Origin of the sequence: Emticicia agri (assembly GCF_004168285.1) — a bacterium.
Lineage (GTDB): Bacteria > Bacteroidota > Bacteroidia > Cytophagales > Spirosomataceae > Emticicia > Emticicia agri.
In genome coordinates, this window is record NZ_SEWF01000019.1 from 1 (window position 1) to 26,521 (window position 26,521).

The window sequence follows — 26,521 nt, forward strand, 5'->3', positions numbered from 1 at the left end:
ATACTGCTAATCTTATTTATATGTCTTCTATGTTTGCAGGTGCATCTGCTTTTAACCAGCCGATTGGTTCTTGGAACACTTCCAATGTTACTGATATGTCAGTTATGTTTCTTAGTGCATCTGCTTTTAATCAGCCTATTGATTCGTGGAACACTTCCAAGGTTACTGATATGTCTGGTATGTTTCTTAGGGCATCTGCTTTTAATCAGCCTATTGGTTCGTGGAACACTTCCAAGGTTACTACAATGTATGAGATGTTTGAAGATGCCTCCGCTTTTAACCAGCCGATTGGTTCTTGGAACACTACCAATGTTATTAATATGTCTTCAATGTTTGCAGGTGCATTCGCTTTTAACCAGCCGATTGCTTCATGGAACACTGCCAATGTTAATACAATGTCTAACATGTTTGCAAGAGCATCTGCTTTTAATCAGCCTATTGATTCCTGGGATATGTCTAGTGTCATTAGTACGTCTTCAATGTTTGCAAATGCATCCGCTTTTAACCAGCCCATTGATTCCTGGAATACTGCTAATCTTATTTATATGTCTTCTATGTTTGCAGGTGCATCTGCTTTTAACCAGCCGATTGGTTCTTGGAACACTTCCAATGTTACTGATATGTCAGTTATGTTTCTTAGTGCATCTGCTTTTAATCAGCCTATTGATTCGTGGAACACTTCCAAGGTTACTGATATGTCTGGTATGTTTCTTAGGGCATCTGCTTTTAATCAGCCTATTGGTTCGTGGAACACTTCCAAGGTTACTACAATGTATGAGATGTTTGAAGATGCCTCCGCTTTTAACCAGCCGATTGGTTCTTGGAACACTACCAATGTTATTAATATGTCTTCAATGTTTGCAGGTGCATTCGCTTTTAACCAGCCGATTGCTTCATGGAACACTGCCAATGTTAATACAATGTCTAACATGTTTGCAAGAGCATCTGCTTTTAATCAGCCTATTGATTCCTGGGATATGTCTAGTGTCATTAGTACGTCTTCAATGTTTGCAAATGCATCCGCTTTTAACCAGCCCATTGATTCCTGGAATACTGCTAATCTTATTTATATGTCTTCTATGTTTGCAGGTGCATCTGCTTTTAACCAGCCGATTGGTTCTTGGAACACTTCCAATGTTACTGATATGTCAGTTATGTTTCTTAGTGCATCTGCTTTTAATCAGCCTATTGATTCGTGGAACACTTCCAAGGTTACTGATATGTCTGGTATGTTTCTTAGGGCATCTGCTTTTAATCAGCCTATTGGTTCGTGGAACACTTCCAAGGTTACTACAATGTATGAGATGTTTGAAGATGCCTCCGCTTTTAACCAGCCGATTGGTTCTTGGAACACTACCAATGTTATTAATATGTCTTCAATGTTTGCAGGTGCATTCGCTTTTAACCAGCCGATTGCTTCATGGAACACTGCCAATGTTAATACAATGTCTAACATGTTTGCAAGAGCATCTGCTTTTAATCAGCCTATTGATTCCTGGGATATGTCTAGTGTCATTAGTACGTCTTCAATGTTTGCAAATGCATCCGCTTTTAACCAGCCCATTGATTCCTGGAATACTGCTAATCTTATTTATATGTCTTCTATGTTTGCAGGTGCATCTGCTTTTAACCAGCCGATTGGTTCATGGAATACCGCCAAGGTTTTTGATATGTCTTTTATATTTGATGGCGCATCCGCCTTTAACCAGCCGATTGGTTCATGGAATACCGCCAAGGTTAATAAAATGTCTAATATGTTTAGAAATGCAAGCGTTTTTAACCAGACAATTGGCTCTTGGAATACAAGCAGTGTTACTAATATGGCGGGAATGTTTAATAGTGCATCTGCTTTTAACCAATCCATTGCTTCATGGAATACTGCTAATGTTACTTATATGCTTTGGATGTTTCATAACGCAAAAGCTTTTAACCAACCAATTGGTTCCTGGAACACTGCCAATGTTATTAATATGCATGGAATGTTTGATGGTGCATCCGCCTTTAACCAGCCGATTGGTTCATGGAATACTGCCAAGGTTACCGATATGCGAAATATGTTTAGAAATGCAAGCGTTTTTAACCAGCCTATTCGATTCTGGAATCTTTCCAAAGTTGTATTTATGAATAATATGCTTGATAACTCTGGCATGGATTGTAGTAATTACACTGCTACTTTGATTGGCTGGAATGCCAATAGTAATACACCAAATGATATAAGATTAGACGCTGCAGGACGCCAATATGGGTCTCAAGCATCTGCTGCAAGGGCAAATCTGATTTCATCTAAAGGCTGGGCTATCACAGACGATGGTCTCAGTTCAGGTAATTGTAGCGTAGTAGTAGCTAATACTATTTCAAGCCCGACTTTCACAGGGGTTGAATTTTGTGCAGGTACCAATGTCAGTATAAGTTTTACTACTATAGGCACTTTTGCCAATGGCAATCAATTTAATGTTTTACTTTCAGATGCTAATGGCAGTTTCAATGCTTCTCAAATTATTGGCACAACAACCAGTCCAGGAAGTGTAAACTGTACGGTTCCAGCGAATACAATTGCGGGAGTAAATTATAGAATCAAAGTTGTATCAACCAATCCGGTAGTTTCAGGTAATAGCAATAACAGCGCATTAACGATTCATCCTCAAAACTGGAATCTGGTAAGTCCAACAAATAATGTTTCTTCTGGAAGTTCAATAAAAAAGGCTACTCAGACTATTAATGCAAGCAATGCTATTTCCGGGGTATCGATAGTAGAATATAACGCAGGAAAAGCCATTAATTTGACAGCAGGTTTTCAGGTCGTATCCGGTACAGGTTCAAGTTTTAAAGTAAATATTGTAGGTTGTAATTAAATTTCCACAAAGTTTACAAGTAAAAAACTAATAGGGTCTTAGGTTATTGAATCTATAAACCTTCTCTGAAATGTCACATTTTTCAACTAACGCTATCTCTTAAACGTACACAAGAAAAACAGCGTTGCGGAAAGGACCACAACGCTGTCTGATTACCCTAAACTAAATACTAATGATATATTATTTTACTTCTACAGTTCTATAATCTGTTACAGTTGGCACTTTCGTCTGAAGATTCACTTCTTTGGTGATTGTTTCTTTTCCGTTTGTAATCTCAAAACGATATTTGCCATCTTCTAAGCCTTGCAAGTCGAATTTCTTTGCAAACTGTGTTGCCTTACGATTAACAACCTCTACATAGATTGTCTCATTCTTATCGTTTTTCAAACGAATCTCTACCCAGTTACCTTGTTCTTTAGCAATCATTACATTGATTTTCATGGTGTTCACCACGCGATACATGCCCACATCAAATGTTTTTCCTTCTGGTAGTTCGGTTGCTGAAACCGCTGTGAATGTGAATAAACCTGCTACAAGAGCCAATGCGAAATTTTTTACTTGCTTTTTCATAATCATAATTTTGTTAAATGTTAAGTAATCTGCTTTTTTCAATTAAATAGATGCTTTTTTAGAGCTGTGTGTTGCAAACTTTAAGTCAATCGGCTTTATAGCCTGATAAGCGGTCGGTGGCTTAGTAACTTAATGTCTGTATACCTTTTACGATTTCTTTAGTAATAATGCGGTCTCCGTTTTTAACCTCTACGTAGTATTTACCGGCTTTTACGTTGCTCATATCAAAACACAATTTGTATGAACCAACTTTTTTACCTAATGTTTCTTCGTGTAGCGTGCTTCCGTCAGCGTCCATTAATTTAATGGTAGCCGAAACTCCTTTATCTTTTGTCAGGTTCATGTTCAATTTCATTGAATTGGTGTAACCTGCTTCGTACATACCTACTTTAAGGTTGCTGCTTTTGTATTCAATTTTTTTATCGTCAGCATTGGCGTTGAATGCTACAGTAGATGCTAATAAAGCAATAGCGATGATTGATGTTATCTTTTTCATAATTTTAATTTTTTAAATTTTAGCTTTTTCAAATAATAGATGCTTTCTTAGAGCTGTGTGTGTCAGATTTTACGTTAATCGGCTTTATAGCCTGATAAACGGTTGGTAGCTTAGTAACTTAAAGTCTGTGTACCTTTTACGATTTCTTTAGTGATGATACGATCTCCGTTTTTAACCTCTACATAGTATTTACCGGCTTTTACATTGCTCATATCAAAACACAATTTGTATGAACTAACTTTTTTACCTAATACTTCTTCGTGCAAGATGCTTCCGTCGGCATTCATTAATTTAATAGTAGCAGATACTCCTTTATCTTTTGTCAGGTTCATGTTCAATTTCATTGAATTGGTTTAACCTGCTTCGTACATACCTACATTAAGGTTGCTGCTTTTATATTCAATTTTTTTGTCTTCTGCATTTGCGTTGAAAGCTAAAGTAGTGGCTAATAAAGCTATGGCGATGGTTGATGTTAACTTTTTCATAATTGTATTTTTTAAAATTTTATTTAATTGTTTTGATGGTTTAAAATTAGCCCGGCTTTGTTTTTCAGTGTAACATTTGTGATGAAAGTAAAGTATTTTGTGATGAACCTCTTCTCTCGGTATGTCTCTGTTTTTGCTTTAACTAATTTTGTTTTTGTTTTGATGACTCAAAGTTATATGTTTTACTTGGTACTGTGCATTACAAACTACTCGAGTGGTTATTTTAAAAGGATAAACGGTAATTAGATTTGACAGCCTTGAAATTCATTTTTTGTAAAATTTTATTTCGTTAAATCCTTTTAACTAACTTTAAAAAAGAGCCTCACAGAACAATATTTTGCAAAATGTTAATTTTTGTTAAAATTCCTTATTTCCGTTTCCCTCTTCTTTACTACTTTCGTTGTTGCTTTGATGGTTCAAAATTATACTGCTTTTTTTAATCAGATAACTTACAATTTATAAACGGTCAATGCTAACTTACGAACGGTTACTTCTTTCTTATTTCTGGCGCAATTCGGGTGTTTGGCAAAATTATATTTTATCTGTATATACTTTGCTTTTTAAAAAAGGTTACAAACAAAATAATATTTTGATAAACCCTTCGTTTTGCCCTTTCGCCTCATGCTTACATTATATATATATGACAAACTCGTGCCAGAAAATTTTAAAATTTGTTAAAATTTATATAACTCTCTTATAATCAATCAATTAACCAAACTTAAGTGTGCCAAAAAAATTTCCAGAATATCGAAATTTGTCCGATTTCGTACGTTTTTATTCCATTTTCGTACACCCGTACAAAAAACTTTGGTAGTTTTGGCAAACTACACTATAGTTTAAAAGAGTAAAAAGAACACTTTCGGGTGGCAGATAAATAATTTTTATCAAATTTTTGAAGTAATTTTTTTAAAAAAACTTGTAGCTTGCAGTTTAAATCTATATCAATAGAATAGGTATAGATAGTAACATTCAACCTTATTTACTCAAGATGAAAAAAATACAGATTTTAGCCTCTTCATTTGCCATTGCAGTTTTAATCAGTTGTAACACCAATGCCCAAACCAAATCTACCGTACCGGAAGTTTCACCGGCTCCTATGAAACCTGATATGACAGAAATCTGGAATCCGGAAGTACCTGTGGTAACGCCGGGTAAAAATTTGGGTGATGCTCCTTCTGATGCTATCATACTTTTTGACGGAAAAGATTTATCGCAATGGGTAAGTGCCAAAGATGGCGGACCTGCCAAATGGAATATCGTTAATGGCATAATGGAAGTAGCACCGGGTACAGGCGATATTAAAACCAAAATGAAATTCGGAGACTGCCAGCTACATATTGAATGGAGCGCACCAGATGAAGTAAAAGGCGTAAGCCAGGGCCGTGGCAATAGCGGCGTTTTCTTTCAGGATCGCTACGAACTTCAGGTATTGGATTCATATCAGAACCGTACTTACCGTAACGGACAAGCCGGAAGTATTTATAAAGATGCTGCTCCATTAGTAAACGTAACCCGTGGCCCATTAGAGTGGAATACTTATGATGTTATTTATACCGCTCCTCGTTTCAAACCAGACGGCCGTATAGATTACCCTGCCCGCATTACTGTATTACATAATGGTGTGGTAGTTCAAAATAATACAACTATTCTTGGATTGACACTTTATATAGGGTTACATACCTATCCTGAAGCGCATGGTGATGATGTAATTCACCTCCAAGACCACGGCAACAAAACTCAGTTCAGAAATATCTGGATCAGAAAACTGTAATTTGCCCCAAATAAGCTTAGCTATTTACCAATGCCATTTCTTAACCGGAATGGCATTGGTGTTTGTAGGGTGAATTTCCGGTTTGTCGTAAAGTCCGATTTAGTCTTGCTCTACCTTATTCTATCGCCCAAAGAAGACGATAGAATAAAGTATATGGCTGTTAGTTATATATGCGTGGTGCTCTGACTGGTCTGGGAGCAATTACTGGTGTCGGAGTTCTGACATATCTTGATAGAGGCGTTGGTGCAACCACAGGTGAAGGCGTTCTTAAATAGGCTCTGGGTTCAGCAGGCGGAGTTGGAGCTATTGCAGCAGCATAGGCGGCTCTTTCAGCTGCTCGTGGTGTGGGTGCCACAGCTGGTACTGGTGGCACAGGCGGCACAGCACTACCAAAGCGATGATACATATGCCCATCATTACTGTACGTACTGAAATTAATGTTATCTCCATGTGCCTCTATAGTAAAATCTTTTTCCTTGATACCTCTCATGCGGCTTCCCCATGTTTTGTTAATCCAGTTCCATACTTTTTCATACGTTGCAGGCGATTGAGACTCTAAATCGATTAATAATTTCTCACCTTTAATACGTATCTCAAAATCTTTCTTGTCTTTAATCAAACCCTCTTTGAAAAGCATTTCAGCAAAATCTCTGAACTCCTTTTTAAAACGTGCCTCCTCTTCTTTGGCTAATTTTTCTATTATCTTACCTTTTTCTTCCATCAAACGCCCCAGGCTATCCATTGGTCTCTCATACCTACTCATCAGTCTCTGCAAACTATCCATCGGGTTGTTCAGGCGTTCCATTTTGTGTTGGATAGGCAACATTTCCTCTTCTACTTTACGCATTTCTTCTTCTACCAAGTGCAGTTGGTTTTCGAGGTCTCGTTCTTTTTTCTCAAGTGTCCGTATTTTTTGCTCTGCATCAGCAGGCATTCTCGCATCACGATACTGATTTTCTATTTTTCGCATAGCCAAACTTACTTCCTGCATTTCTAAAGAAATATTCTCCATTTTTCTTTGAGGCACACGCATTTTTAACGAAACCTGCTCCATGTCTTTGCCATGTTTTTCCATCAGTTTCCCGTATTTTTCCTCCATTTGCTTACCATACTTTTCCATTTCCTGGCCGTATTTCTCCATTTCTCTACCCAATCGCTCCATTTCCTTTTCTGCTTCGTTCAGTCTTGAAGTATCAGCACTATAGGCTTCTTCACTAAATTCTGTACTAAAGAATTGCTCATTTACCTCTTCCATTTCATCCTCAACAATACCAGGCACAACTGCAAATTTTGCATCCTTCGCTTTCAGATAGCCAACCGCATAGGCTTTCATGCTATCAAATTCTTTGCCTGCCAGTTCTTTCCCTTCTACAACAATCTTTACAATTTCTCCTTTTTGGTTTTTATATACCCCTACATTTTTTTTGTCTTTTTCAAAAAAGTAGAAATCAAACTGCTCTTCCGGTTTAATACGCTCATTGTTTGTATTTTTTGCTGACGGGTCATTTTTGGCTATTCTGTCTTGCCCGTAAGCAATACCCATAGCGGCAATCAGTACCATACCTACAAAAACCGCCCAGTTGCCATAGCTCATTGGTTTGGCATCATTAATGCCCACAATACGTTTGATTCTGTCCATAAAGGTCTGACGTTTTGCCCCGAAAGCCATAGCCAGACGTGGTTGGTGCTGAAATGTAGCCACCTGTGTCAATGCTTTGGCTAATACCAGTCTGTCGCCACAGATATTTACTGCAAAATCATCACAGCAGTTTTCTCTTTCGTCACGCACCTGTGCCGAGATAAACCACGTAGCCGGATGATAGAAAAACAGAATTTCAATACAACTCTGGAATATATTAACCAGATAATCGTAGCGTTTGATATGTGCCAGTTCATGGGCTAAAACTGCTTCTAACTGAGTGATACTCAACCCTGACATAATACCTGCCGGAAGCAGAATAATTGGTTTTATCCAGCCGATAGTCATAGGTACAACAGCTTTAGCCGACTCAACCAATCTGATAGGTATATTCAACTGAATTTTCTCTTGTAAGTCTTCCATAATACCTAATACTTCGTCTCTTACAGGATTTATTTTCTGTACTTTTAGTTGTTGCACATATACAAAACCTATAATTAAACGTAGCAACAGAAGATTGGCGCCTATAAACCAGAATAGTACGAAAGTATCCAGGTTATTATGCATGAATAGTTCTGCCTGTTGGATAAAAGTTAATTCAGACGGAGCAAACACTGAAATACCTTCTAAGTTGGTAGCGGCATTCTGAATAAAAAATGCTGTAAACTTTGGCTTACCTCCGGCTAAGACTTCGGCTGGCTCATATACCATAAAAAAGGTAGCCACAGCACTGATAAACTGCAAACTTAATGCGCCTATGCCTTGCCAGTAACGGGCATTAGAAGTTTTGAAAATATGGCGTAAAATACTAAAGGCTACTACAATAACAAGCCCTTGCCACAATGAGTGAATGAGTGTCCAGCCTAATGCTGAACTGATGTTTTCGGGAATTCCGGCAGTAAAATCAAAAAGCTTTTTCATAATTAAATTAAGTATAATGTTGTTAGTTTAATAGGTTACTGACCTTTTTCGATAGAATCAATTAATTTCTTAATCTCTTCTAACTCTTCTTTGCTCACTTGCTGATTACCCAGCGCTTGCATCACCATTCTGGTTGCTGAACCCCTGAAGGTAGTGCCAATGAATTTGTCTAAAAGCATGTGTTGGGTGGGTTCTTCACCTACGGCTGCTTCATATACATGATAACGCCCCTCGTCTGTACGACTTACCAGGTGTTTCTCAAACATAATCTGCATGAGTTTAAGTGTAGTAGTGTAACCCACTTCTCTGGTTTTAGAGAGTTCGTCGTTCACCTGTCGAACCGTTGCTTTTCCTAAAGCCCACAAAATCTGTAAGATTTCTAATTCAGACTCGGTGGGCTTGATGTTTATTTGCTTTTCCATAATTTTAAATTTAACTGATAATAATTTTGTCAGTTTTACCTGACAGCAGACATCTACGAATGATTTCGTAGCAAATGTAATAGAAAAGAAATAAGACTTCCAAATTTTATTACGAAAATTTTCGTAGATGAAAAGAAATTAAGTTTTTTTAACAAAAACGACTGTGATGCGAGCTTCCAACTCGCATTTCGAAGAATTATTGGAGATATTAAATGCTACATTAAATCATACTCTAAGAAACAGCGAGCTTCTGGCTCACCCCACAAAATTATGGCATATTAGCCCAATAAAGCCTGTATGCGCCTGTTATATCTACTTGCTTCCATTTAGTAACTTTTAGGGTAGGGCAATCAACTTGCCCATCGGCTACTACCATTTTTCCATTGATGCTCCCCTCGGCTACCAGATTATTTTTACTTAACTTAGAAATTCCTAAGGTAACATTGGTATAAAGAATAGTATTATCACATTCTTTCTGATAAAACTGCTGATAATTTTTGGTTTTGGTACTAAAAGTAACTACCCCGGTTTCGTTAGAAGGGCTAACTGTATAATCGCCTATTGTCTGAATAGCTTTGTTTACCTTAATGGCAAAAGCCGTTCCGTCAGCCATATTGGCAGCAGTAAGCGTAGTGGTATTACCGGAAGAAACCGTTGTGAAAAGTGTAGCAGCATTTTGCTGTCCGGTAGCTTTATAATCAACGGTAAAGTTATAGTTTACGCCGTCAATAGTCAGCGATAATGACCCTGTAGTTGGGTAAGCGGTGGGTTCAACCTCTCTTTTCGGACAAGCAGTCATCGTGAATAGAAGGCACGACAGACACACCAGAGTCAATAAGTTTTTCATAACTGTTTAATAATAATTGATGTCGTGAAATGGTTTAACTATTGTCAACAGCAATATTTCTGATAAAATCAGCGTAAGTAAACCGTGGTGAGGTGATAAAACTTGAAGAGTTTTGAGTGAATAGCCCTGTTATTTATCTAATATACAGTCTATCCGAACAATTACAGCAATATCTTCTTTCTTTTAACTGAAAATTTGGATATTTGTTTGATGATGCCCAAAATAATCTGTATCAACCCTGTATAATATGCGTATATTGATTGCAGACGACCATAAATTTATATTAGATAGCCTTGAATTACTGATTTCTACCATGCCTGAACATGAAGTGATAGGTACTTACAGCAACGGAACAGAAGTATTACATGCGTTAGAAGAGAATAGTAATATTGATGCTATTTTGTCTGATTATAATATGGGTGAGCTCAATGGTATTGACATGACGAGGCAAATCAGGCAGCAGTATCCGCATATAAAAATATTATTGCTTACTGTATCAGAAGACGCTGATACGATTAAAGAGGCATTTGAAGCGGGAGTATCAGGGTATGTGATGAAAAAAGCAGGGAAAGCTGAACTACAGAAAGCATTGAATACTATTGCTTCAGGAGAAAAGTATTATAGCGAATCGGTAGTATTTGAATTAATGAACAGAGACAAAAAGATAGGAGATTTAGTACAGCAAACAAGTACTACGGGCTTATTGACCGAAAGAGAATTGGAAATCATCAGGCTGATTGCAAGGGAGCTATCAACCAATCAGATTGCTGATAAACTCTTTATTAGTCCTGCCACAGTAGAAACTCACCGACACAATATTCTGAAAAAATTAGGTGTTAAAAACTCTATTGGCATCGTCATGTATGCTGTTAATAATAAGATAGTATAGGTTTAGACAACAGGCACTTTTACTACTACTTCTGTCCCTTTTTCAGGCAAGCTCACAAAATCAATTTCGCCATGTAATGAGGCTACACGGGTTCTGACATTGTTGAGACCCATGCCATTTTTAAAGAATTTTTCTGGCATACCTATTCCATTGTCTTTAATAACCAACTGCAACTTGCCATCAATCTGCGTTAAAGCAATAAAAGCTTCTGGTGCTTGTGCGTGGCGGAGAACATTATTAGAGAGTTCGAGTATGACACTGAATAATTCATATTCTATCTTATTGGCAAAACGCTCGTCGTGTGTAGAGATGCTCAAAGAAAAATTGGCCTTACCTAATGAATTTATTTCTTTCACCATATTTTCTAATGCCTTGGCAAGCCCATGTAATTCGAGTTCGGCAGGAAGAAGATTGTGCGAAAGCAAACGTACGTCTGTATAAACCTCTGATAATGCCTCTACTGTTGAATTAAAAATTTTACTCTCTTTCTCAGTCTGGAAACTTGGGTTGATGGCTTCTAATCGCCAGCGTAAACTGGCAATTTTTGCCGATATATTGTCATGTAGTTCGCTGGCCACACGCTTGCGCTCTATGGTTTGCCCCTTCAGTAATGCTCCTTGAATTTCTTCATTTTTCTGAACCAGTTCGGCATTGATTTGTTTCAATTGTTTATTGTTCCAGAATACATAGGCAATCAGAATAATACCTACTAAAAGGCTAAAAATCAAGCCCATCCCTATCAGACTTTTCTTTTCATCAGCTTGTTTGAGTGCTTCATATTCAAGTGTTTTTATGCGGGTCTGCTGTTTTACAAAATTATAATCAGCTTCCAGTTCGGCATATTTCTGATTCACCGATACCCTACCCAAACTATCTTCATGTGTTTTGTAAGCTTTCAGAAATTTCAAGGCATTACCACTATCGCCTGCCATTTCGTAGGTTTGATAAATCTGATTTTCTGCCCTCGAGATAATTTCCATCCACCCCGATTGCCTGGCGTATTCAAGGCTTAACTTCCGGTATTCTATGGCCTTGGCAAATTGCTTTTTGTTTTCATAGATTTCTGCTAAATCAGAGTAAATAGCAAAAATCACTACTCTGTTGTTGGTTTCCTGGGCATATTTCAGTGCCTTATCACGGTAATGTGCTGCCAGATGCTCGTTGCCCAATTGTGTATAGCAATTGGCAATACAATGTGGATTATCGGCTTTCAGATTGGCACTGGTGGCACGGGGCAATAGGCTTTCAACCTGTAGATAATAACTCAGGGCTTTTCTGTAATTTTTTATACCAAAGTTATCGTAATAATTATAGTCGCCGTAGTAATCTAAAATCCAGCATAGATTATTGGTATTATAAGACATTTTTGCCAACGGAAGCGCTTTCTCCATATATTCCAGACACTTGTCTGGTCTGCCATTGTTATTCAGTACAAATCCTGTAAGTATATAAGTATAGCACAAATCAGAAGGATCGCCACCGGCTTTTATTAAAATCTCACTTGCCTTCGAGTAGAGTTTCAAGGCTTCGGTATAATTTCCGTTACGGTCTTGTTTTTTACCTGATGCTCTATAATACAGCCCTTTACCTTTAAGCCAGTCTGTTTTATTCGTAAGGCGTAGTAAAGAATCCAGGAAACCGTCTGCACGTTTGTCAGCCAGATTAATGGTGCGTTCGGTTAATAGATTCAGTTTACTGATAATTACTGTATCACGTTGAAAAGACTGGTTTTGTTTAGCTAAGGAATGAATCTGATTAATTAATGAATCAAGTGAAGGGTTTTGTGCAAAACCTTTCAACGATAAACTAATAAGCAATAGGTAACAAAATAGTTTAATCATTGACAGAAAAGTGTATTGAGGTATTAGTAAAAATAGCAGATAAAAGTAGGGATTTGCAAGAAAATGTCGCAAAATACAGGAAAACCTGTATATAAAATGAAGGATTTTCTGTATTGAAATGCTTGATAAATATGGGGAATTTTGGAGTATCAATTAGTCCAGTTTTTTCTTATACTAATCGCCCACAGTCATGAAAAAAACTTTACTCATTTTGTATATGCTTGCTCAAACGGCCGTTGCGCAGACTCCTACACTTGTAAAAGATATTTATAACGGTACCATGGGTTCTATGGCTTACTATGGAGAATCATCAAGGATGGCCAATCTGAATGGCGTACTCATTTTTGGTGCAAATGATGGCACAGTAGGTGCTGAGTTATGGAAAAGTGATGGTACTCTTGGCGGCACTGTAATGGTAAAAGATATTAAGCCTAACGACAACCCATACTTTAAAGGCTCAGACCCTATCTTATTTACCACCATAGGTAATTATGTTTTTTTTGCTGGTTATAGCGGTTTGGGTGAATTATATAGAACTGATGGTACAACAGCAGGTACTATTCAATTAAGTACGATGTCAGGTTTTGAAATTACTAATATTAGTACAACAGCCTATTATGCAAATAATGGTGAATTATGGAAAAGTAATGGTTCAGTAGCTGGTACTGTCATAGTAAAAGATATTGTTCTTTCAGGAGATGCTTCTCCCCGTAATCTGACTAATGTAAATGGAACACTTTATTTTGTAGCCAATGATGATGCAAACACTCTGAACGAAGAAATCTGGAAAAGTAATGGTACAAGCGTAGGGACTGTAAAAGTAAAGGAGATTAATACGAATGGCAGTTCAAACCCAACCGGATTAATCAATTTCAATAATATGCTTTACTTCTTTGCTTTTGATAACGATAATGGTGGTTGGGGCTTATATAAAAGTAATGGTACTTCAGAAGGAACAGTATTGGTAAAATCGGGTCTTTATAATCCCTCTAACGCCATTGCACCAAGCGACCCGATTGTTTTTAACGGTGCTTTATACTTTACCGCTAATACGGCTACGTATGGCGTAGAAATCTGGAAATCGGATGGTACAAATGCCGGAACGGTTTTATTAAAAGACATCAATCCATCCGGTTTTCAGGGAGGTGCTACTCATTCGGCAGTTGTTTTAGGAAATTACCTTTATTTTTCTGCCAATGATAATATAAATGGTACAGAAATCTGGAGAACGAACGGAACAGCAAACGGAACCGTACTATTTAAAGATATTTATGAAGGAAGTGGAAGTTCTGACCCCGTTCAGCTTAAAACAATAAGTGGAAAAATTTATTTTCAGGCATATACTCCCACCAATGGCAATGAATTGTGGCAGACCGACGGCACGCTTGCCAATACTTTTCAGTTACCTGATATTGCCAGCGGAACACTCTCTTCTATTCCTGGGTATTTTACAGAAGCAAATGGCAAAGTTTTCTTTCGTGCTACCAGCTATGCTTTTGATGTAGAACTATGGAAAATAGATATAATAAATAATTGCCCACCTACCCTTGCCCCTACAGGAAATATTACTACCAATCAGAAAGCTGGTACAAGCGTGAGTACTACCGGAATAAATACCATTCCAGTGGCCGCAAATGTAACCTATCAGGCAGGCAATTATGTACAGCTCAATCCGGGTTTCCGAACACAAGGCAGTACCATTTTTAAGGCACAGATATTGGCTGGCTGTAACTGAGAAGGGTGCCTTCCTGATTTTCAGAAGGCACTTCATATCATTTCTTTTTCAGTTCAATATCCATAGCAGCGGCAGGCATTTCTAAGGATACTCTGTCTATTTCACCTTTAGAATTCATCAGAAACTTAAACTTGATGTTTTCCCAATCGCCTAAGCCCTCAAAAATATCGTAATGGTAATGGCGTAAAGAAATTTTCTCCGTATGAAAATCAGCTTTCAGGGCATCGCTATCTACATTAATCACTAATTTCCCGTAAGCAGGATGCTCGAAAGTACCTGCGTAACTGGCCAAGGCGTGGGTAGGTTTAGTGTCTTTTTGTCGCTGATTTTCGTTATCTGTTTTTGCCTTAGCCGATTTCTCTTTGGCTTCCACAAAATCCTTTCTCAATCGGCTGTTCCAGTCTATCACGTTTTTTTCCAGATAGGTATCTGCAATATAATTAGTAATGGTTGTTACAAAATTATAGCCGACAACCCCCGTATTGGTCGTAATAAATACAGCCAGATTATCATTGGGAAAAACGGTCATCTGTGAGCGATAGCCTTCAATTGACCCCCCATGCTGGCGACGTAAATGCCCACGATAGGTATTGATTGTCCACCCCATCCCATAAGTACCAAACCCTAATTCAGGATACTTGGCTTCGGCAGGTTGTACTACGGCTAAAGGGGTATGATTTTCGTTAAGATTTTTCTCAGAAATAATTACTTTATCTCCTACTTTCCCTTTATTTAACTGCAATAGCAACCAATTCGACATTTCTGTTACATTGGCTTTTACAGCTCCGGCCGGGCCAATACCATCTACATTGCTATCAAAACCTGCTTCTTTCACCAGATTCTTTTCATCATCATATGAAAGCGAATAATCCTTATTTTTCAACATTTCAGGATAAGTCAGCACGGTGGTTTTCATACCTATCGGGTAAAGGATTTTCTCACGCATAAATTCTTCCCAGGTTTTGCCCGACAGGCGTTCAATCAATACCCCTGCGGCCATATACATCAGGTTATTATACTGGTACTGCGCATAGACAGGCTTATTCAATGGCAGGTATTTCAGCCTGTCAAACATTTCCTTTCTGTTCAGAGGTGCTGATACCCATACATAATCATGACGGGGCAGGCCGGAGCGATGAGAAACCAAATCACGGGCAGTAAGGGTACGGGTAGCGTATTCGTCATACAACTGAAAGTCAGGCATATACTCTTTCACAGGTTTATTCCAGTCTAATTTACCCTCATCTGCCAGAATAGACAAACAAGCCGACGTAAATGATTTAGAACAGGAAGCAATGCCAAATAAAGTATTTGCCGTAACAGGAGTTTTGGTTTTAATATCTTTAACCCCATAGCCTTTGGCATATAGCAGTTTGCCATCTTTTACAATACATAGGGCTGTACCCGGCACTGCCCATTCAGCCAGCATACTATTTACAAATACATCCAGTTGTTGAAGTGTATCAACCGGAGCAACTGCTTTTGTTTTTTTCTTTTGTGCAAGTGTCGGAGAGAAGATACACAGGAGAAGAAGCAAATAAATATTTTTCATCAGATTCAGTTTAGGTTATGACCAAAAATAAGAAAAAACGTATGAGAATTTTCTAAATCCTTCGAAATTATATTGAATTTCATGCGTCTGAACACTAAAACTAAAATATCTTCTTAAAGACACGTTCCTATTGATAAATAGCTTCTCAGATAATTTGATATTAGAAAAACTTCAGGTAAATTATGTGAAATTTTCAAGGCTATGATTGAACCTGATATAAAATTGGAATATTGCTCAAAATAGGGATTGTTCCGAAGTTTGTACCTATTATTCATAAAACACTATACACTTACTATGGAAACTCTTACAATCAAAAAAAATGGTGAGACACTTATCATCACCAAGTCTGCAGCAGAGACAAACGGACAAGTAACTGAATTTGAAGGTATTGAAGAGCCGGGCATCGGGCCACCTATGCACGTTCATTTCAAACAAGAGGAGAAAGTAAAAATTACCAAAGGCAAAATGCGTGTCAAAACGCACACAAAAGAGTTTTCACTGACCGAAGGACAGGAATACACATTCGCAGCCGGGGAAGCGCATCAGTTCTGGAATGAGGGTACCGAGCCATTGCATTACTCAGGCTATGTAAAACCCTCAAACAATTATGAATATTTTATCAGACACATCTACCAGTCTTCTAATGAAGCCAATGATGACAAGCCAAATCCGTTTGATGCAGCCTTTCTTCTGACAAAATATAAATCAGAAATGGATATGCTTGTGATTCCTAAACCTGTCAAATTGTTAGTATTTCCTATTCTTCTGGCCATTGGTAAAATCACAGGGAAGTTCAGGAAATTTGCAGATGCCCCACCGGCAGTGCACTAACACTGCCTGTAAAACTGATAGTCAAACAATTACAACCCTCTTAACCATGTAGTTAATAATCGTACACCAAAAGCAGTACCCGACTTCATCGAGCCATATTCAGAATCGCTAAAGGCCGTTCCGGCAATATCCAGATGTGCCCAGTTGCTATGGCCATCAATAAAAATCTCTAAAAACTTAGCGGCTGTGATTGCTCCGGCTAAAGGAAGTGAAGAAAGGTTTTTTACATCAGCAATATCTGATTTCATCATGTCTTTGTAATCATCCCACAAGGGCAAACGCCAAAGTTTTTCACCGCTTAACTGACCAACTTCAAATAATTGGTTGGCTAAATCATCATTATTAGCTAATAAACCTGCCGCATGATAACCCAAAGCTGAAATACAGTTTCCGGTTAGCGTTGCCAAATCAATGATTACGTCCGGCTCATAGTTTTTCTTGATATAAGACAGTCCATCGGCTAAAATAATGCGCCCTTCGGCATCGGTATCTATTACTTCTATGGTTTTGCCTGAATAGGTATTGATTACATCACTTGGTTTCAGGGCATTCCCATCTACACAGTTTTCTGTAACCGGAATTACCCCTATCAGATGTACAGGCAGCTTTAATTTGGCAGCTAATTCTATTGTTCCTAAAACTGCTCCGGCACCTCCCATATCAGATTTCATATAACTCATACTACCAGCACCCTTGATAGAAACGCCACCAGTATCAAATGTTACACCTTTACCTACCAAACCTACTTTCTTTAAGGGTTTATCTGCCAATGCAGATAGGTTATACTCCATTACAATAAATCTGGGAGGGTTCTCTGTACTTCCTTTGCCTACAGCCAATAATGCACCTAAACCCAGACCCTCACATTCTTTTTCATCAAAAACCTTCACATCAAACCCATACATTTCTCCGGTTTTCAGCGCATATTCTGCCATTTTTTCAGGATATTTCTTATTAGCAGGAGCATCAACCAAAGTCATGATTCTGATTTGAGTCTTGGCGGTTTCTTCACCGATTTGTGCCAGCAATTGGGTTTTTTCTATCCCTTTTTCTGCTACATAAATATGAAGAGTCGATTCGGCAGCAAAGAAATCTGTTCCTTCTTTTTTATCAGTCTTGAATATACCTATTTCATATTCTGCCAGACAGGCACCATTTACCACATATTCGATACTGCTTTCTAATTTGCCTGTTTTGAGGTCGATACTGATAGAAAGGGGCAGTTTTTTCCTATTCTGATAAAAAAACGAACGGAATACTTTAATGAAATCCATAGATTTAGGGGCTTTACCTAAACCAATCAAGTAGATTTTTTCAACACCTTTTTTGGCAGGATAAAGCGTGAGCATTTCTTTCAGACCTGCTTTAAAATCCCTCTGTAATATTTCCGGGTTTAAACCTGCCTGACGGGCAATTTTAGCAAGATTTTCCGCTAATTTTTCATCGTCTTTCAAAGGATAAACTATGGCCTGTGGTGAAGTTTGCTGAGAAGATATATTGATTTTCATGAGAGTACTGTTTATAATGGGTATGCTGTTAAAACAAATATACCACGATTGACATCAAACTTTCATCTGATTCAATCGTGGTTATATAACAATTCATTTAAAATCTTAATAAAACAGCCATTCAATAGCTTTAGAAAATTCTTGACCCCATCGCTTTTCTGTATGCGCTCCTTTTGAATCGAGCGAAAGTTTTACCTCTACTTTATCTGTGCTCCAACGCTGATTCTCTATCGTGTCTTTAATTTTTCTCACGCCCGGAATCATCGTTGCGCCCTCTTTACCGCCACCATACAAATAGATTTTACTATTGATAGGACTAAAGAACTCGGCAATATCAAAATATATCTTGGTAGAAATCCATAAAGACGGAGAGAAAACCATCAGACGACCAATGGTTTCAGGGTACATCAAGCCTGTGTACAGACTAATCAGAGCACCCATTGAGCTCCCGCCAATACCTGTATATTGTGCTTCGGGTCTGGTTCTATAATTTTTATCAATATAGGGTTTGAGTGTACGCACAATAAAATTGGCGTATTTCATACCCATACCTTTGCCTTTTTTCTCGACTGTATAAGGGGAATATTCTTTAAAACGGTCTTTGTCGCCGTGGTCAATGGCAACTATAATTACATCGGCTTTATTCTGCTTGGCTAATAAAGACAATCGCTTATCTATTTCCCAGTTACCATAACTTGACCCTTCTCCAAACAAATTCTGGCCATCCTGCATATACAATACCGGATACCGCTTATCGGTATTGGTTTCATAATCATATGGGAGCAGAATATGGACGGCACGGGTCGTGCCTAATTGCGGAATCTGAAAGTTTGCAGATACTACCTGTACCTTGGGCATCAGCTTAGGGATTGAAGCTGTTGAGCTATCTTGTCGCCAGAAAGGCACATAATCCTTTACATTGCCTTGCTTTTTAGTAACAATACGGTTTGCCGGGGCATTTCCATACGAATCTAATTCCACAAAATCCCAGCCTCCGCGTGTGTACTTATATTCTATGGTTTCAGGAAGATTCTTATCTGGCGAAAAACTAAACTTGTACTTACCTTTACCTACCTTTTCCATCTCAAACTCCGTTAAATCTGGGTACCAATCAGAAAAATTTCCGGCTAAGTAAACAGGTCTCTCATCATCTATAGGTGTTGCCAGTTCTAAACTTAATAGTGTACGATTACTCATTTTTTACTCTTTGTATCCTAAATAACCATCAAACTTACATAAGAAAACTTTCTTTTGCATATTTGAGTTCAAAAAAAATATCAATTTTAATCTATCAACAGATTGAAAATCAAATACTTGTGTGGCTATTAAAAACACAATTTCTTCGGATAATTCTATTCCAAAGCAGGTTTTCAAAAAATAATACAATTTTAACACTAACTTAATAGCATAAAATTATACGAGTGCTTCCCATAAAATTTCTACGGGGTGCAGTGCTGTTCTGCCTGTACCATCGTGTATCTGATGGCGGCAACTTGTGCCGGGTGCGGCAATAATTACTTCTTCGGGTTGTTTTCTGACAGTCGGAAAAAGTACCAGTTCGCCTATTTTCATCGAAATATCAAAATGTTCTTTTTCATAACCAAACGAACCTGCCATTCCACAACAACCTGACGGAATCAGATGTACCTCATAGTTAGCCGGAAACGAAAGCATCTTTTTAGTAGGAGTCAAAGAAGCTACTGCTTTTTGCTGGCAATGTCCATGCAGTTTAATTAACCGTTTCTCTTCTGTAAAGCTGCTTTTACTGATATTCCCCCTGTCTATTTCACGGGCTATGAACTCATCAACCATCAGGGCATTTTTTGCCAGGTTTTTGGCATAAGGTATCAGTTCATCTGCCACCAAATCAGGGTATTCGTCTCTGAACGTCAGAATAGCTGACGGTTCCACACCAATCAATGGGGTATTTTCATCAATGATGTCTTTCAACAAGCTCACGTTTTTGTTCGCCAGTTTTTGTGCCTCTTTCAGCATCCCTTTTGACAGATAGGCTCTGCCTGCATCTACATGGTCTGGTATGATAACCTGATAACCTAATTTTTGTAATAGAAATATGGTTTTTTTACCGATTTCTACATCGTTAAAATTAGTAAACTCATCACAAAACAGATATACCTTTTTCTCAGCGTTTTTATTTACTGTTTTTGCTACATGCTTATCATACCATTTTTTCAGGGTATCTTTCTGCAAAAGCGGCATGGTACGTTCGGGGTGGAAACCTACTACCCGATTAGCTATTTTGCGAAGCGGTGCATTATCAAAAATCAGATTATAAGCCCAGGGTACATAAGAAGCAAGGGTACTCATTTTAGAAAAATTACCTACTAGCCATGAGCGAACAGGCACACCATGTTCTTCGTTATAGTGCTGTAAGAACTCCATTTTGAGTTTAGCTACATCTACATTCGACGGGCATTCTGATTTACAACCTTTGCATACCAGACATAAATCCATTACCTCTTTTACCTCTTTACTGTCGAATCGGTTCAGTTTTTCCGATTTTGTCAATACCTCTCTCAGAATATTGGCTCTGGCACGTGTGGTATCTTTTTCATTACGGGTAGCCATGTAACTTGGGCACATAGTACCCCCACTTAATTCTGTTTTACGACAGTCGCCTGAGCCATTGCATTGCTCGGCATGTTGCAGAATATCTTGGTTATGAAATTTGAATATCGTCTTAAACTCCGGTGTTTGTTGCCCCGCCTCATAACGCAAAAACTTATCCATTGGCGGAGTATCCACAATCTTATTCGGGTTGAATATATTGTGTGGGTCCCAGACCTGTTTTAACTCCTTAATTAAATTATAGTTTTTCTCCCCAATCTGCTGGCGGATGAACTCTCCTCTCAAACGGCCATCTCCATGCTCACCTGATAATGAACCTTTATATTTTTTAACCAGGGTTGAAATCTCTTCGGCAATTAGTCTGAATTGCTGATGCCCCTCTTTGGTTTTCAGATTAATAATCGGACGAAGGTGTATCTCTCCCGAGCCTGCGTGTGCATAATGTACTGCCGACATACCATTTTCGGCCAATACCTTATTGAAATCAATGATAAACTCGGGTAAATCATTTACATCAACCGCCGTATCTTCTATAACGGCTACTGCTTTTTCATCACCCGGAAGATTAGACAATAAGCCTAAACCCGCTTTTCTTAGCGTCCAGATTTTCTTGGTATCTTCGCCAAACAAGACCGGAAAATGATAGCCCAAGCCAGCTGCACGCATTTCTGCTTCCATTCCGGCAGCTAATTGCTGAATTTCCTCTACCGAATCACGGGCTAATTCTACTACTAAAATAGCACCCGGGTCTCCTTGTACAAAGAAACGGTTCTGCCGTTGCTCCTTGTTTTCTTTGGTACATTCTAAAATATAATGGTCAATCAATTCAACAGCTGAAGGATTATATTTCAGGGCAATCAGATTGGCTCTTAAAGATTCATTAACCGAATTGAAATGAACACACACCAGTCCGGTGCATCGCGGAGGAAGTGGGTTTACATGTATTTTAATTTCTGTCAGAAAAATCAGCGTACCCTCTGAACCGGCTATCAGTTTACAGAAATTGAACGGTTCTTTACTATTTGCCTCAAATACTTCTGTTTCAAGCAATTCATCAATAGCATAGCCCGTATTCCGGCGCTCGATGGTTCTTTTAGGAAACTCTTTTCTGATTTCGACCTGATTAGCTTTATCATTTAATACCCGACTGATGTGCTGATAAAGCTTTGTCTCGAGGCTATCGTCAGTAGCCATGCTTTTTTCCTGAAATTCAGATATAGTTAAGTCTTTAAACTCCACAAAACTGCCATCACTCAGATAGCCTTTTACTTCCATAAGATGGTTACGGGTCGATCCATAAACTACCGAATTTGAGCCGCAAGAGTTATTTCCTACCATACCTCCTATCATGGCACGGTTGGCTGTCGAGGTTTCCGGCCCAAAAAACAAACCATGTTCTTTCAGAAATAAATTCAGTTCGTCACGCACCACTCCGGGTTGTACTCTCACCCAGCTTTCTTCCTTATTCAGTTCTAAAATCTTTGTAAAAGTTCTTGACACATCTACCACAATACCACTCCCAACTACCTGCCCTGCCAGTGAAGTTCCGGCGGTACGGGGGATTAAGGAAGTATTGTTTTCTTTAGCAAAAGATATGAGTTTTTTTAAGTCAGATTCGTTTTTAGGAATAGCTACTGCCAAAGGCATTTCACGATATGCCGAAGCATCAGTAGCATAAAGGGTTCGCATCACTTTGTCGTAATGAAGTTCACCTTCGAGGTTTGCGGCAAGCTGTTTCAGTTGGTCGTCAAGCATTCTCTGTCGATTCTAATGGGTATGTCCTGTACTCGTTTTTATCAGACTTCAAAATTAGTCAATATGCTGCTAACTTATTTAAAAAGTACAAAAGAATTATTTTCAAATGTCCATTAAAATTTACTTTCGTATATTGAAAGAAGTTCAAAACATTATCCTAAAATTTATTTTTCAAGTACTTAAATATCAGTTTTTTACCAAAGTATTCTTTGCATTTTAAACCTGTTCAGAATTTGTTTTTTACAAAAACAGAGAGGGTTATCCAATAAAACATTTTAGCATTTTTCTAATATTTCTCTTGAACACCTATTACCTAATGGAAACGATTGCAAAGCGGTTAAAACACAGAAAAAAGACGTATATAACGGCATATCAATTAGTATTTTTTTAATTTAAAGTGATTCACTAAAAATTATACCTGAAGCAGTAATTTCTGGCCATTGACAAATTGAATGATAGCTGCAAAATATAATTTCTCATCTTTCTCAAACAATCTTCTTCGGTTGTAGCGGATAAAATCACGAGAATTATGCCCAGAAAACAACTAAATATGTGTTTTGTGCAAGTTTTTTTCTAAAATTCTTTAATTTTTAATTCATTTTTTTGGACTTTAAATATTTCTTTTTGTAGTTTTGAAAGTTGATTAGCAGTAATGTTCTATCTTGTCTCGCCATATTCCAATTTTATTGGGATAAACTAAACGGAACACTGATAAGGCAAAACTCTGATAGACAAGTTTTTACGAAAATTTATTAACTCACTTTAATTACAACCTATGATGAATTCCTACCAAGTAGGTCGCTTCACAGAGCGGCTATTGGCTTGTGTGAAAAATTCTGTTTTCACTCTCGCTGTATTGTTACTCACATCATTTACATTTGCGGTAATGGCACAGGATGTCACGGTTACGGGTACTGTAAAAGGTACTGATGGTACTGGTTTACCAGGTGTAACTGTGCAGGAAAAAGGTACTTCGAAAGGTACTCAAACAAACGTTGATGGTACGTACAGACTATCAGGCATTTCTAAAAATGCAACTTTAGTATTTAGTTTCGTGGGAATGGAAACTAAAGAAGTTGCTGTTGGCAACCAGACTGTTGTTGATGTAACGCTATTAGACGATACCAAAGCGCTTGAAGAAGTAGTGGTAGTAGGCTACGGTACGCAGAAAAGAAAAGAAATTTCAGGTACTGTAACCAGTCTTGGAAGCCGTGATTTTAACCCTGGGGTTGTTACTAACCCATTGGCGGCTGCACAAGGTAAAGTGGCAGGTCTGGTAATTACACAAAGTAGTGGTGACCCTAACGCTCGTCCTACTGTACGTCTGCGTGGTACAGGTTCGTTGAGTGCTGGTAGTGAGCCTTTATATGTAATTGACGGTGTGATTGGTGCACCTATCGAAAACGTTGCTCCGGAAGATATTTTAACAATGGATGTATTGAGAGATGCTTCTTCTGCTGCTATTTACGGTTCAAGAGGCTCAAACGGTGTAATTTTGATTAACACTAAAAGAGGTAAAGCAGGTGCTACTACGGTTGATTACAACGGATATGTTGGTCAGGAAAAAATCTCACAAAGACCTGACTTATTGAATGCTGCACAGTTTAGAGAAGCTGCTCAGAAATACAACCAGACTTTTGATGATGGCGGTGCTGACACCGATTGGTTGAAAGTAATTACCCGTACTGCCATGTCTCAAAACCATAACGTGGGTGTTTCAGGTGGTTCTGAAAACTTTTCATACAGAGCTTCTTTAGGGTTTCTGGACCAGATTGGTACTTTGATTGGTTCAAGCAAAGCCCGTCTAAATGGTCGTTTGAATCTGGATGCCAAAGGAATGAATGGAAAACTTTTGATGAAATTCAACATGTCAGCTTCGCAGGCAGATGCCAGTTTTGCTCAGGAAAGAGCCATTGGTTTTGCTATGAATATGCGTCCTACCGACCCTGTTTATTCTCCTAATGGTAACTACTTCCAGCTTCCTGGTACTTTCGGTAACTTTAACCCATTAGCGGTACTTGAAAGTGTTTCTCAGAAAGAAAGACTGCAAGACCTTCTATTCAATGCACAGGCAGGTTATACAATTATTGATGGTTTATTCTTCAACGTAAGTGGTACATTACGTACCCAAAACAAAAATTCAAGTTTCTACGCAAAATCTACCACTGATAACTTACTTCGTATAGTAGGTGGAAATGCGGCTTCAAGAGGTTTGGATGCTGTAGTTGATAGACAATTAGAAACTACTTTAAACTATACAAAAGCCATTACTTCTAACAGTAATTTAAGTGTATTGGCAGGTTATACTTATCAGGATGTTGTTTCTGATGGTTTTGGTGCTTCAAACAATAACTTCTTAACAGATGTTTTTGGTCCTAACAACCTGGGTGCAGGTCTTGGTATCAGAAGCAATCCAAACCTTTTGGGTTCATATAAAAACGAATACAAATTGATTTCGTTCTTAGGTCGTGTGCAATACAGCTTAATGAACAAATATTTTGCAACGGTTAATATGCGTCGTGATGGTTCAACTAAATTCGGAGATAACAACAAATGGGGTTTCTTTCCATCTGTGTCAGTTGGTTGGACTTTAAGCGAAGAGCCATTCTTAAAAGGAAACCCTACTATCGACAACTTGAAACTTCGTGTAAGCTGGGGTAGAACCGGTAACTCTGAAGGTATCGCACCTTTGCGTTCAAGAGGTTTCTACGGTACAAGTGGTACTTACTACGATGCAACACTTAACGACTTCTTACCATCATACGCTATCCAAGGTAACCCGAACCCGAACCTGAAATGGGAGGTTAACGAAAACTACGGTGCCGGTATCGACTTTGCTTTGTTGAAATCAAGATTGACAGGTTCGATTGACTGGTACACTCGTCAGACCAAAGACTTGTTATATGTAGTAAATGCGCCGCAAGAAAAAGGGTATGTGTTCCCAACTATCCTTGCTAACGTAGGTAGTATGCAAAACAGAGGGGTTGAAATTATGCTAACTTACCAATGGGTTGATACAAAAGATTTCACCTTTAGCTCTACTTTCGCAGGTTCATTCAACAAAAACAAAGTACTTAGCTTGTCGAATGATTTGTTCCAGGCTCAGAACCAGATATTCTTAACTACTAACTTAGGTAGTGCACTAAGAGGTACATCGGCTGTAAACTTCTCAGTTCTACAAGCCGGACAACCAGTTGGTGTATTCTACGGAGCAGTAGTTGACAGAATTGAAAATGGTAAATATGTATTCAAAGATTTGAATGGTGATGGCAAAATAGAGCAAAGTGCTGGTGACAGAACTTACCTTGGAGACCCGAATCCATTCTTTGTAGGTGGTTTAACAAACAGCTTTACTTACAAAAAATTCGATTTCCAATTCCAGTTGACAAGCAACCTGGGTGCAAAAATCATGAATACCAACCAGTTGTTGCTTGGAAGACAAGATGGTCGTCTTGCTGAATCTAATGCGCTTGTATCGGCTTTAACTTCACCTATCAACGATAACCAGACAATTCCGATGAGTTATTACGTTGAATCTGGAAATTACGTTCGTGTCAACAATGCTTCATTAGGTTATACTTTACCTGCTAACTTAGGCGTTCTGAAAAGAGCACGTATCTATATTGCTGGTAACAACTTACTATTATTTACTAAATACTCAGGTGTAGATCCTGAAATTAGTCAGGCATTAAAAGTAGATGGAGATAACCAGAGAGCTCCGGGTATCGACGTACGTGAAACCTACTATAAAACACGTGGTTTAACAGCAGGTATTAACCTTACTTTCTAATAGCATATTTTTAAAAAAGACTGATTAA

18 protein-coding genes are annotated in these 26,521 nt (G+C 38.2%); 6 read left to right on the forward strand and 12 right to left on the reverse strand.

Annotation, left to right across the window (positions count from 1 at the left end):
* On the forward strand, positions 1-2,852 hold a 2,852-nt coding region (locus tag EWM59_RS13870), incomplete at its 5' end, for a BspA family leucine-rich repeat surface protein (protein ID WP_130021580.1).
* Between the two features lie 180 nt (positions 2,853-3,032).
* On the opposite strand, the gene EWM59_RS13875 is transcribed toward EWM59_RS13870, so the two are convergent.
* From EWM59_RS13875 to EWM59_RS28580, 4 genes are all read right to left on the reverse strand, one after another.
* Complete coding sequence (locus EWM59_RS13875; RefSeq protein ID WP_130021581.1) at positions 3,033-3,422, reverse strand: hypothetical protein; 390 nt, start codon at positions 3,420-3,422, stop codon at positions 3,033-3,035.
* A 121-nt stretch (positions 3,423-3,543) separates the two neighbouring features.
* Positions 3,544-3,918: a T9SS type A sorting domain-containing protein gene (locus EWM59_RS13880; RefSeq protein ID WP_130021582.1), complete on the reverse strand. Its 375-nt coding sequence runs from the start codon at positions 3,916-3,918 to the stop codon at positions 3,544-3,546.
* Between the two features lie 110 nt (positions 3,919-4,028).
* Positions 4,029-4,262 carry a T9SS type A sorting domain-containing protein gene (locus tag EWM59_RS13885; protein WP_130021583.1) on the reverse strand — a complete coding sequence of 78 codons (234 nt, stop codon included), beginning with the start codon at positions 4,260-4,262 and terminating at the stop codon, positions 4,029-4,031.
* A 9-nt stretch (positions 4,263-4,271) separates the two neighbouring features.
* A complete protein-coding gene (locus EWM59_RS28580; RefSeq protein ID WP_262709277.1) occupies positions 4,272-4,403 on the reverse strand; it encodes a hypothetical protein in 132 nt (43 codons plus the stop codon).
* Positions 4,404-5,391: 988 nt separating this feature from the next.
* Here EWM59_RS28580 and EWM59_RS13890 point away from each other — a divergent pair.
* Entirely contained in the window at positions 5,392-6,174 is a 783-nt protein-coding gene (locus EWM59_RS13890; protein ID WP_130021584.1) for a 3-keto-disaccharide hydrolase, read from the forward strand.
* A gap of 160 nt (positions 6,175-6,334) precedes the next feature.
* Here EWM59_RS13890 and EWM59_RS13895 read toward each other — a convergent pair whose 3' ends face one another.
* From EWM59_RS13895 to EWM59_RS13905, 3 genes are all read right to left on the reverse strand, one after another.
* Complete coding sequence (locus EWM59_RS13895; RefSeq protein WP_130021585.1) at positions 6,335-8,734, reverse strand: M56 family metallopeptidase; 2,400 nt, start codon at positions 8,732-8,734, stop codon at positions 6,335-6,337.
* A 35-nt stretch (positions 8,735-8,769) separates the two neighbouring features.
* The gene (locus EWM59_RS13900) at positions 8,770-9,156 is read right to left on the reverse strand and encodes a BlaI/MecI/CopY family transcriptional regulator (protein WP_130021586.1); all 387 of its coding nucleotides are present in this window, start codon (positions 9,154-9,156) and stop codon (positions 8,770-8,772) included.
* 268 nt (positions 9,157-9,424) lie between these two features.
* Positions 9,425-10,003 carry a hypothetical protein gene (locus EWM59_RS13905; RefSeq protein ID WP_130021587.1) on the reverse strand — a complete coding sequence of 193 codons (579 nt, stop codon included), beginning with the start codon at positions 10,001-10,003 and terminating at the stop codon, positions 9,425-9,427.
* A gap of 247 nt (positions 10,004-10,250) precedes the next feature.
* Here EWM59_RS13905 and EWM59_RS13910 point away from each other — a divergent pair, with 247 nt between their 5' ends.
* Positions 10,251-10,892, forward strand: coding sequence for a response regulator (locus EWM59_RS13910; protein WP_130021588.1), 642 nt, complete (start codon positions 10,251-10,253; stop codon positions 10,890-10,892).
* Between the two features lie 2 nt (positions 10,893-10,894).
* On the opposite strand, the gene EWM59_RS13915 is transcribed toward EWM59_RS13910, so the two are convergent.
* Positions 10,895-12,733, reverse strand: coding sequence for a tetratricopeptide repeat-containing sensor histidine kinase (locus EWM59_RS13915; protein WP_130021589.1), 1,839 nt, complete (start codon positions 12,731-12,733; stop codon positions 10,895-10,897).
* Positions 12,734-12,923: 190 nt separating this feature from the next.
* Between EWM59_RS13915 and EWM59_RS13920 the strand changes: the two genes are divergently transcribed.
* On the forward strand, positions 12,924-14,468 hold the full coding sequence (locus EWM59_RS13920; protein WP_130021590.1) for an ELWxxDGT repeat protein: 1,545 nt from the start codon (positions 12,924-12,926) through the stop codon (positions 14,466-14,468).
* A 37-nt stretch (positions 14,469-14,505) separates the two neighbouring features.
* On the opposite strand, the gene EWM59_RS13925 is transcribed toward EWM59_RS13920, so the two are convergent.
* Entirely contained in the window at positions 14,506-16,020 is a 1,515-nt protein-coding gene (locus EWM59_RS13925) for a serine hydrolase (RefSeq protein ID WP_130021591.1), read from the reverse strand.
* A 294-nt stretch (positions 16,021-16,314) separates the two neighbouring features.
* Here EWM59_RS13925 and EWM59_RS13930 point away from each other — a divergent pair, with 294 nt between their 5' ends.
* Complete coding sequence (locus EWM59_RS13930) at positions 16,315-16,851, forward strand: cupin domain-containing protein (RefSeq protein WP_130021592.1); 537 nt, start codon at positions 16,315-16,317, stop codon at positions 16,849-16,851.
* Between the two features lie 29 nt (positions 16,852-16,880).
* Here the strand turns inward: EWM59_RS13930 and EWM59_RS13935 are convergent, their stop codons facing one another.
* The 3 genes from EWM59_RS13935 to EWM59_RS13945 form a co-directional block, all read right to left on the reverse strand.
* A complete protein-coding gene (locus EWM59_RS13935; RefSeq protein ID WP_130021593.1) occupies positions 16,881-18,359 on the reverse strand; it encodes a leucyl aminopeptidase family protein in 1,479 nt (492 codons plus the stop codon).
* A 105-nt stretch (positions 18,360-18,464) separates the two neighbouring features.
* Positions 18,465-19,556 (reverse strand): alpha/beta hydrolase, encoded by a 1,092-nt coding sequence (locus EWM59_RS13940; protein ID WP_130021594.1) that lies wholly within the window; start codon positions 19,554-19,556, stop codon positions 18,465-18,467.
* 216 nt (positions 19,557-19,772) lie between these two features.
* Positions 19,773-22,703: an FAD-binding and (Fe-S)-binding domain-containing protein gene (locus EWM59_RS13945; protein ID WP_130021595.1), complete on the reverse strand. Its 2,931-nt coding sequence runs from the start codon at positions 22,701-22,703 to the stop codon at positions 19,773-19,775.
* Between the two features lie 775 nt (positions 22,704-23,478).
* Between EWM59_RS13945 and EWM59_RS13950 the strand changes: the two genes are divergently transcribed.
* Positions 23,479-26,493, forward strand: coding sequence for a SusC/RagA family TonB-linked outer membrane protein (locus EWM59_RS13950; RefSeq protein ID WP_130021596.1), 3,015 nt, complete (start codon positions 23,479-23,481; stop codon positions 26,491-26,493).
* Positions 26,494-26,521: the final 28 nt, after the last annotated feature.

Bases quoted from the DNA above. Each gene is read 5' to 3' on its own strand.
- EWM59_RS13875 (WP_130021581.1), bottom strand. From the start codon at position 3,422: ATGAAAAAGCAAGTAAAAAATTTCGCATTGGCTCTTGTAGCAGGTTTA.
- EWM59_RS13880 (WP_130021582.1), bottom strand. From the start codon at position 3,918: ATGAAAAAGATAACATCAATCATCGCTATTGCTTTATTAGCATCTACT.
- EWM59_RS13885 (WP_130021583.1), bottom strand. From the start codon at position 4,262: ATGAAATTGAACATGAACCTGACAAAAGATAAAGGAGTATCTGCTACT.
- EWM59_RS28580 (WP_262709277.1), bottom strand. From the start codon at position 4,403: ATGAAAAAGTTAACATCAACCATCGCCATAGCTTTATTAGCCACTACT.
- EWM59_RS13890 (WP_130021584.1), top strand. From the start codon at position 5,392: ATGAAAAAAATACAGATTTTAGCCTCTTCATTTGCCATTGCAGTTTTA.
- EWM59_RS13895 (WP_130021585.1), bottom strand. From the start codon at position 8,734: ATGAAAAAGCTTTTTGATTTTACTGCCGGAATTCCCGAAAACATCAGT.
- EWM59_RS13900 (WP_130021586.1), bottom strand. From the start codon at position 9,156: ATGGAAAAGCAAATAAACATCAAGCCCACCGAGTCTGAATTAGAAATC.
- EWM59_RS13905 (WP_130021587.1), bottom strand. From the start codon at position 10,003: ATGAAAAACTTATTGACTCTGGTGTGTCTGTCGTGCCTTCTATTCACG.
- EWM59_RS13910 (WP_130021588.1), top strand. From the start codon at position 10,251: ATGCGTATATTGATTGCAGACGACCATAAATTTATATTAGATAGCCTT.
- EWM59_RS13915 (WP_130021589.1), bottom strand. From the start codon at position 12,733: ATGATTAAACTATTTTGTTACCTATTGCTTATTAGTTTATCGTTGAAA.
- EWM59_RS13920 (WP_130021590.1), top strand. From the start codon at position 12,924: ATGAAAAAAACTTTACTCATTTTGTATATGCTTGCTCAAACGGCCGTT.
- EWM59_RS13925 (WP_130021591.1), bottom strand. From the start codon at position 16,020: ATGAAAAATATTTATTTGCTTCTTCTCCTGTGTATCTTCTCTCCGACA.
- EWM59_RS13930 (WP_130021592.1), top strand. From the start codon at position 16,315: ATGGAAACTCTTACAATCAAAAAAAATGGTGAGACACTTATCATCACC.
- EWM59_RS13935 (WP_130021593.1), bottom strand. From the start codon at position 18,359: ATGAAAATCAATATATCTTCTCAGCAAACTTCACCACAGGCCATAGTT.
- EWM59_RS13940 (WP_130021594.1), bottom strand. From the start codon at position 19,556: ATGAGTAATCGTACACTATTAAGTTTAGAACTGGCAACACCTATAGAT.
- EWM59_RS13945 (WP_130021595.1), bottom strand. From the start codon at position 22,703: ATGCTTGACGACCAACTGAAACAGCTTGCCGCAAACCTCGAAGGTGAA.
- EWM59_RS13950 (WP_130021596.1), top strand. From the start codon at position 23,479: ATGATGAATTCCTACCAAGTAGGTCGCTTCACAGAGCGGCTATTGGCT.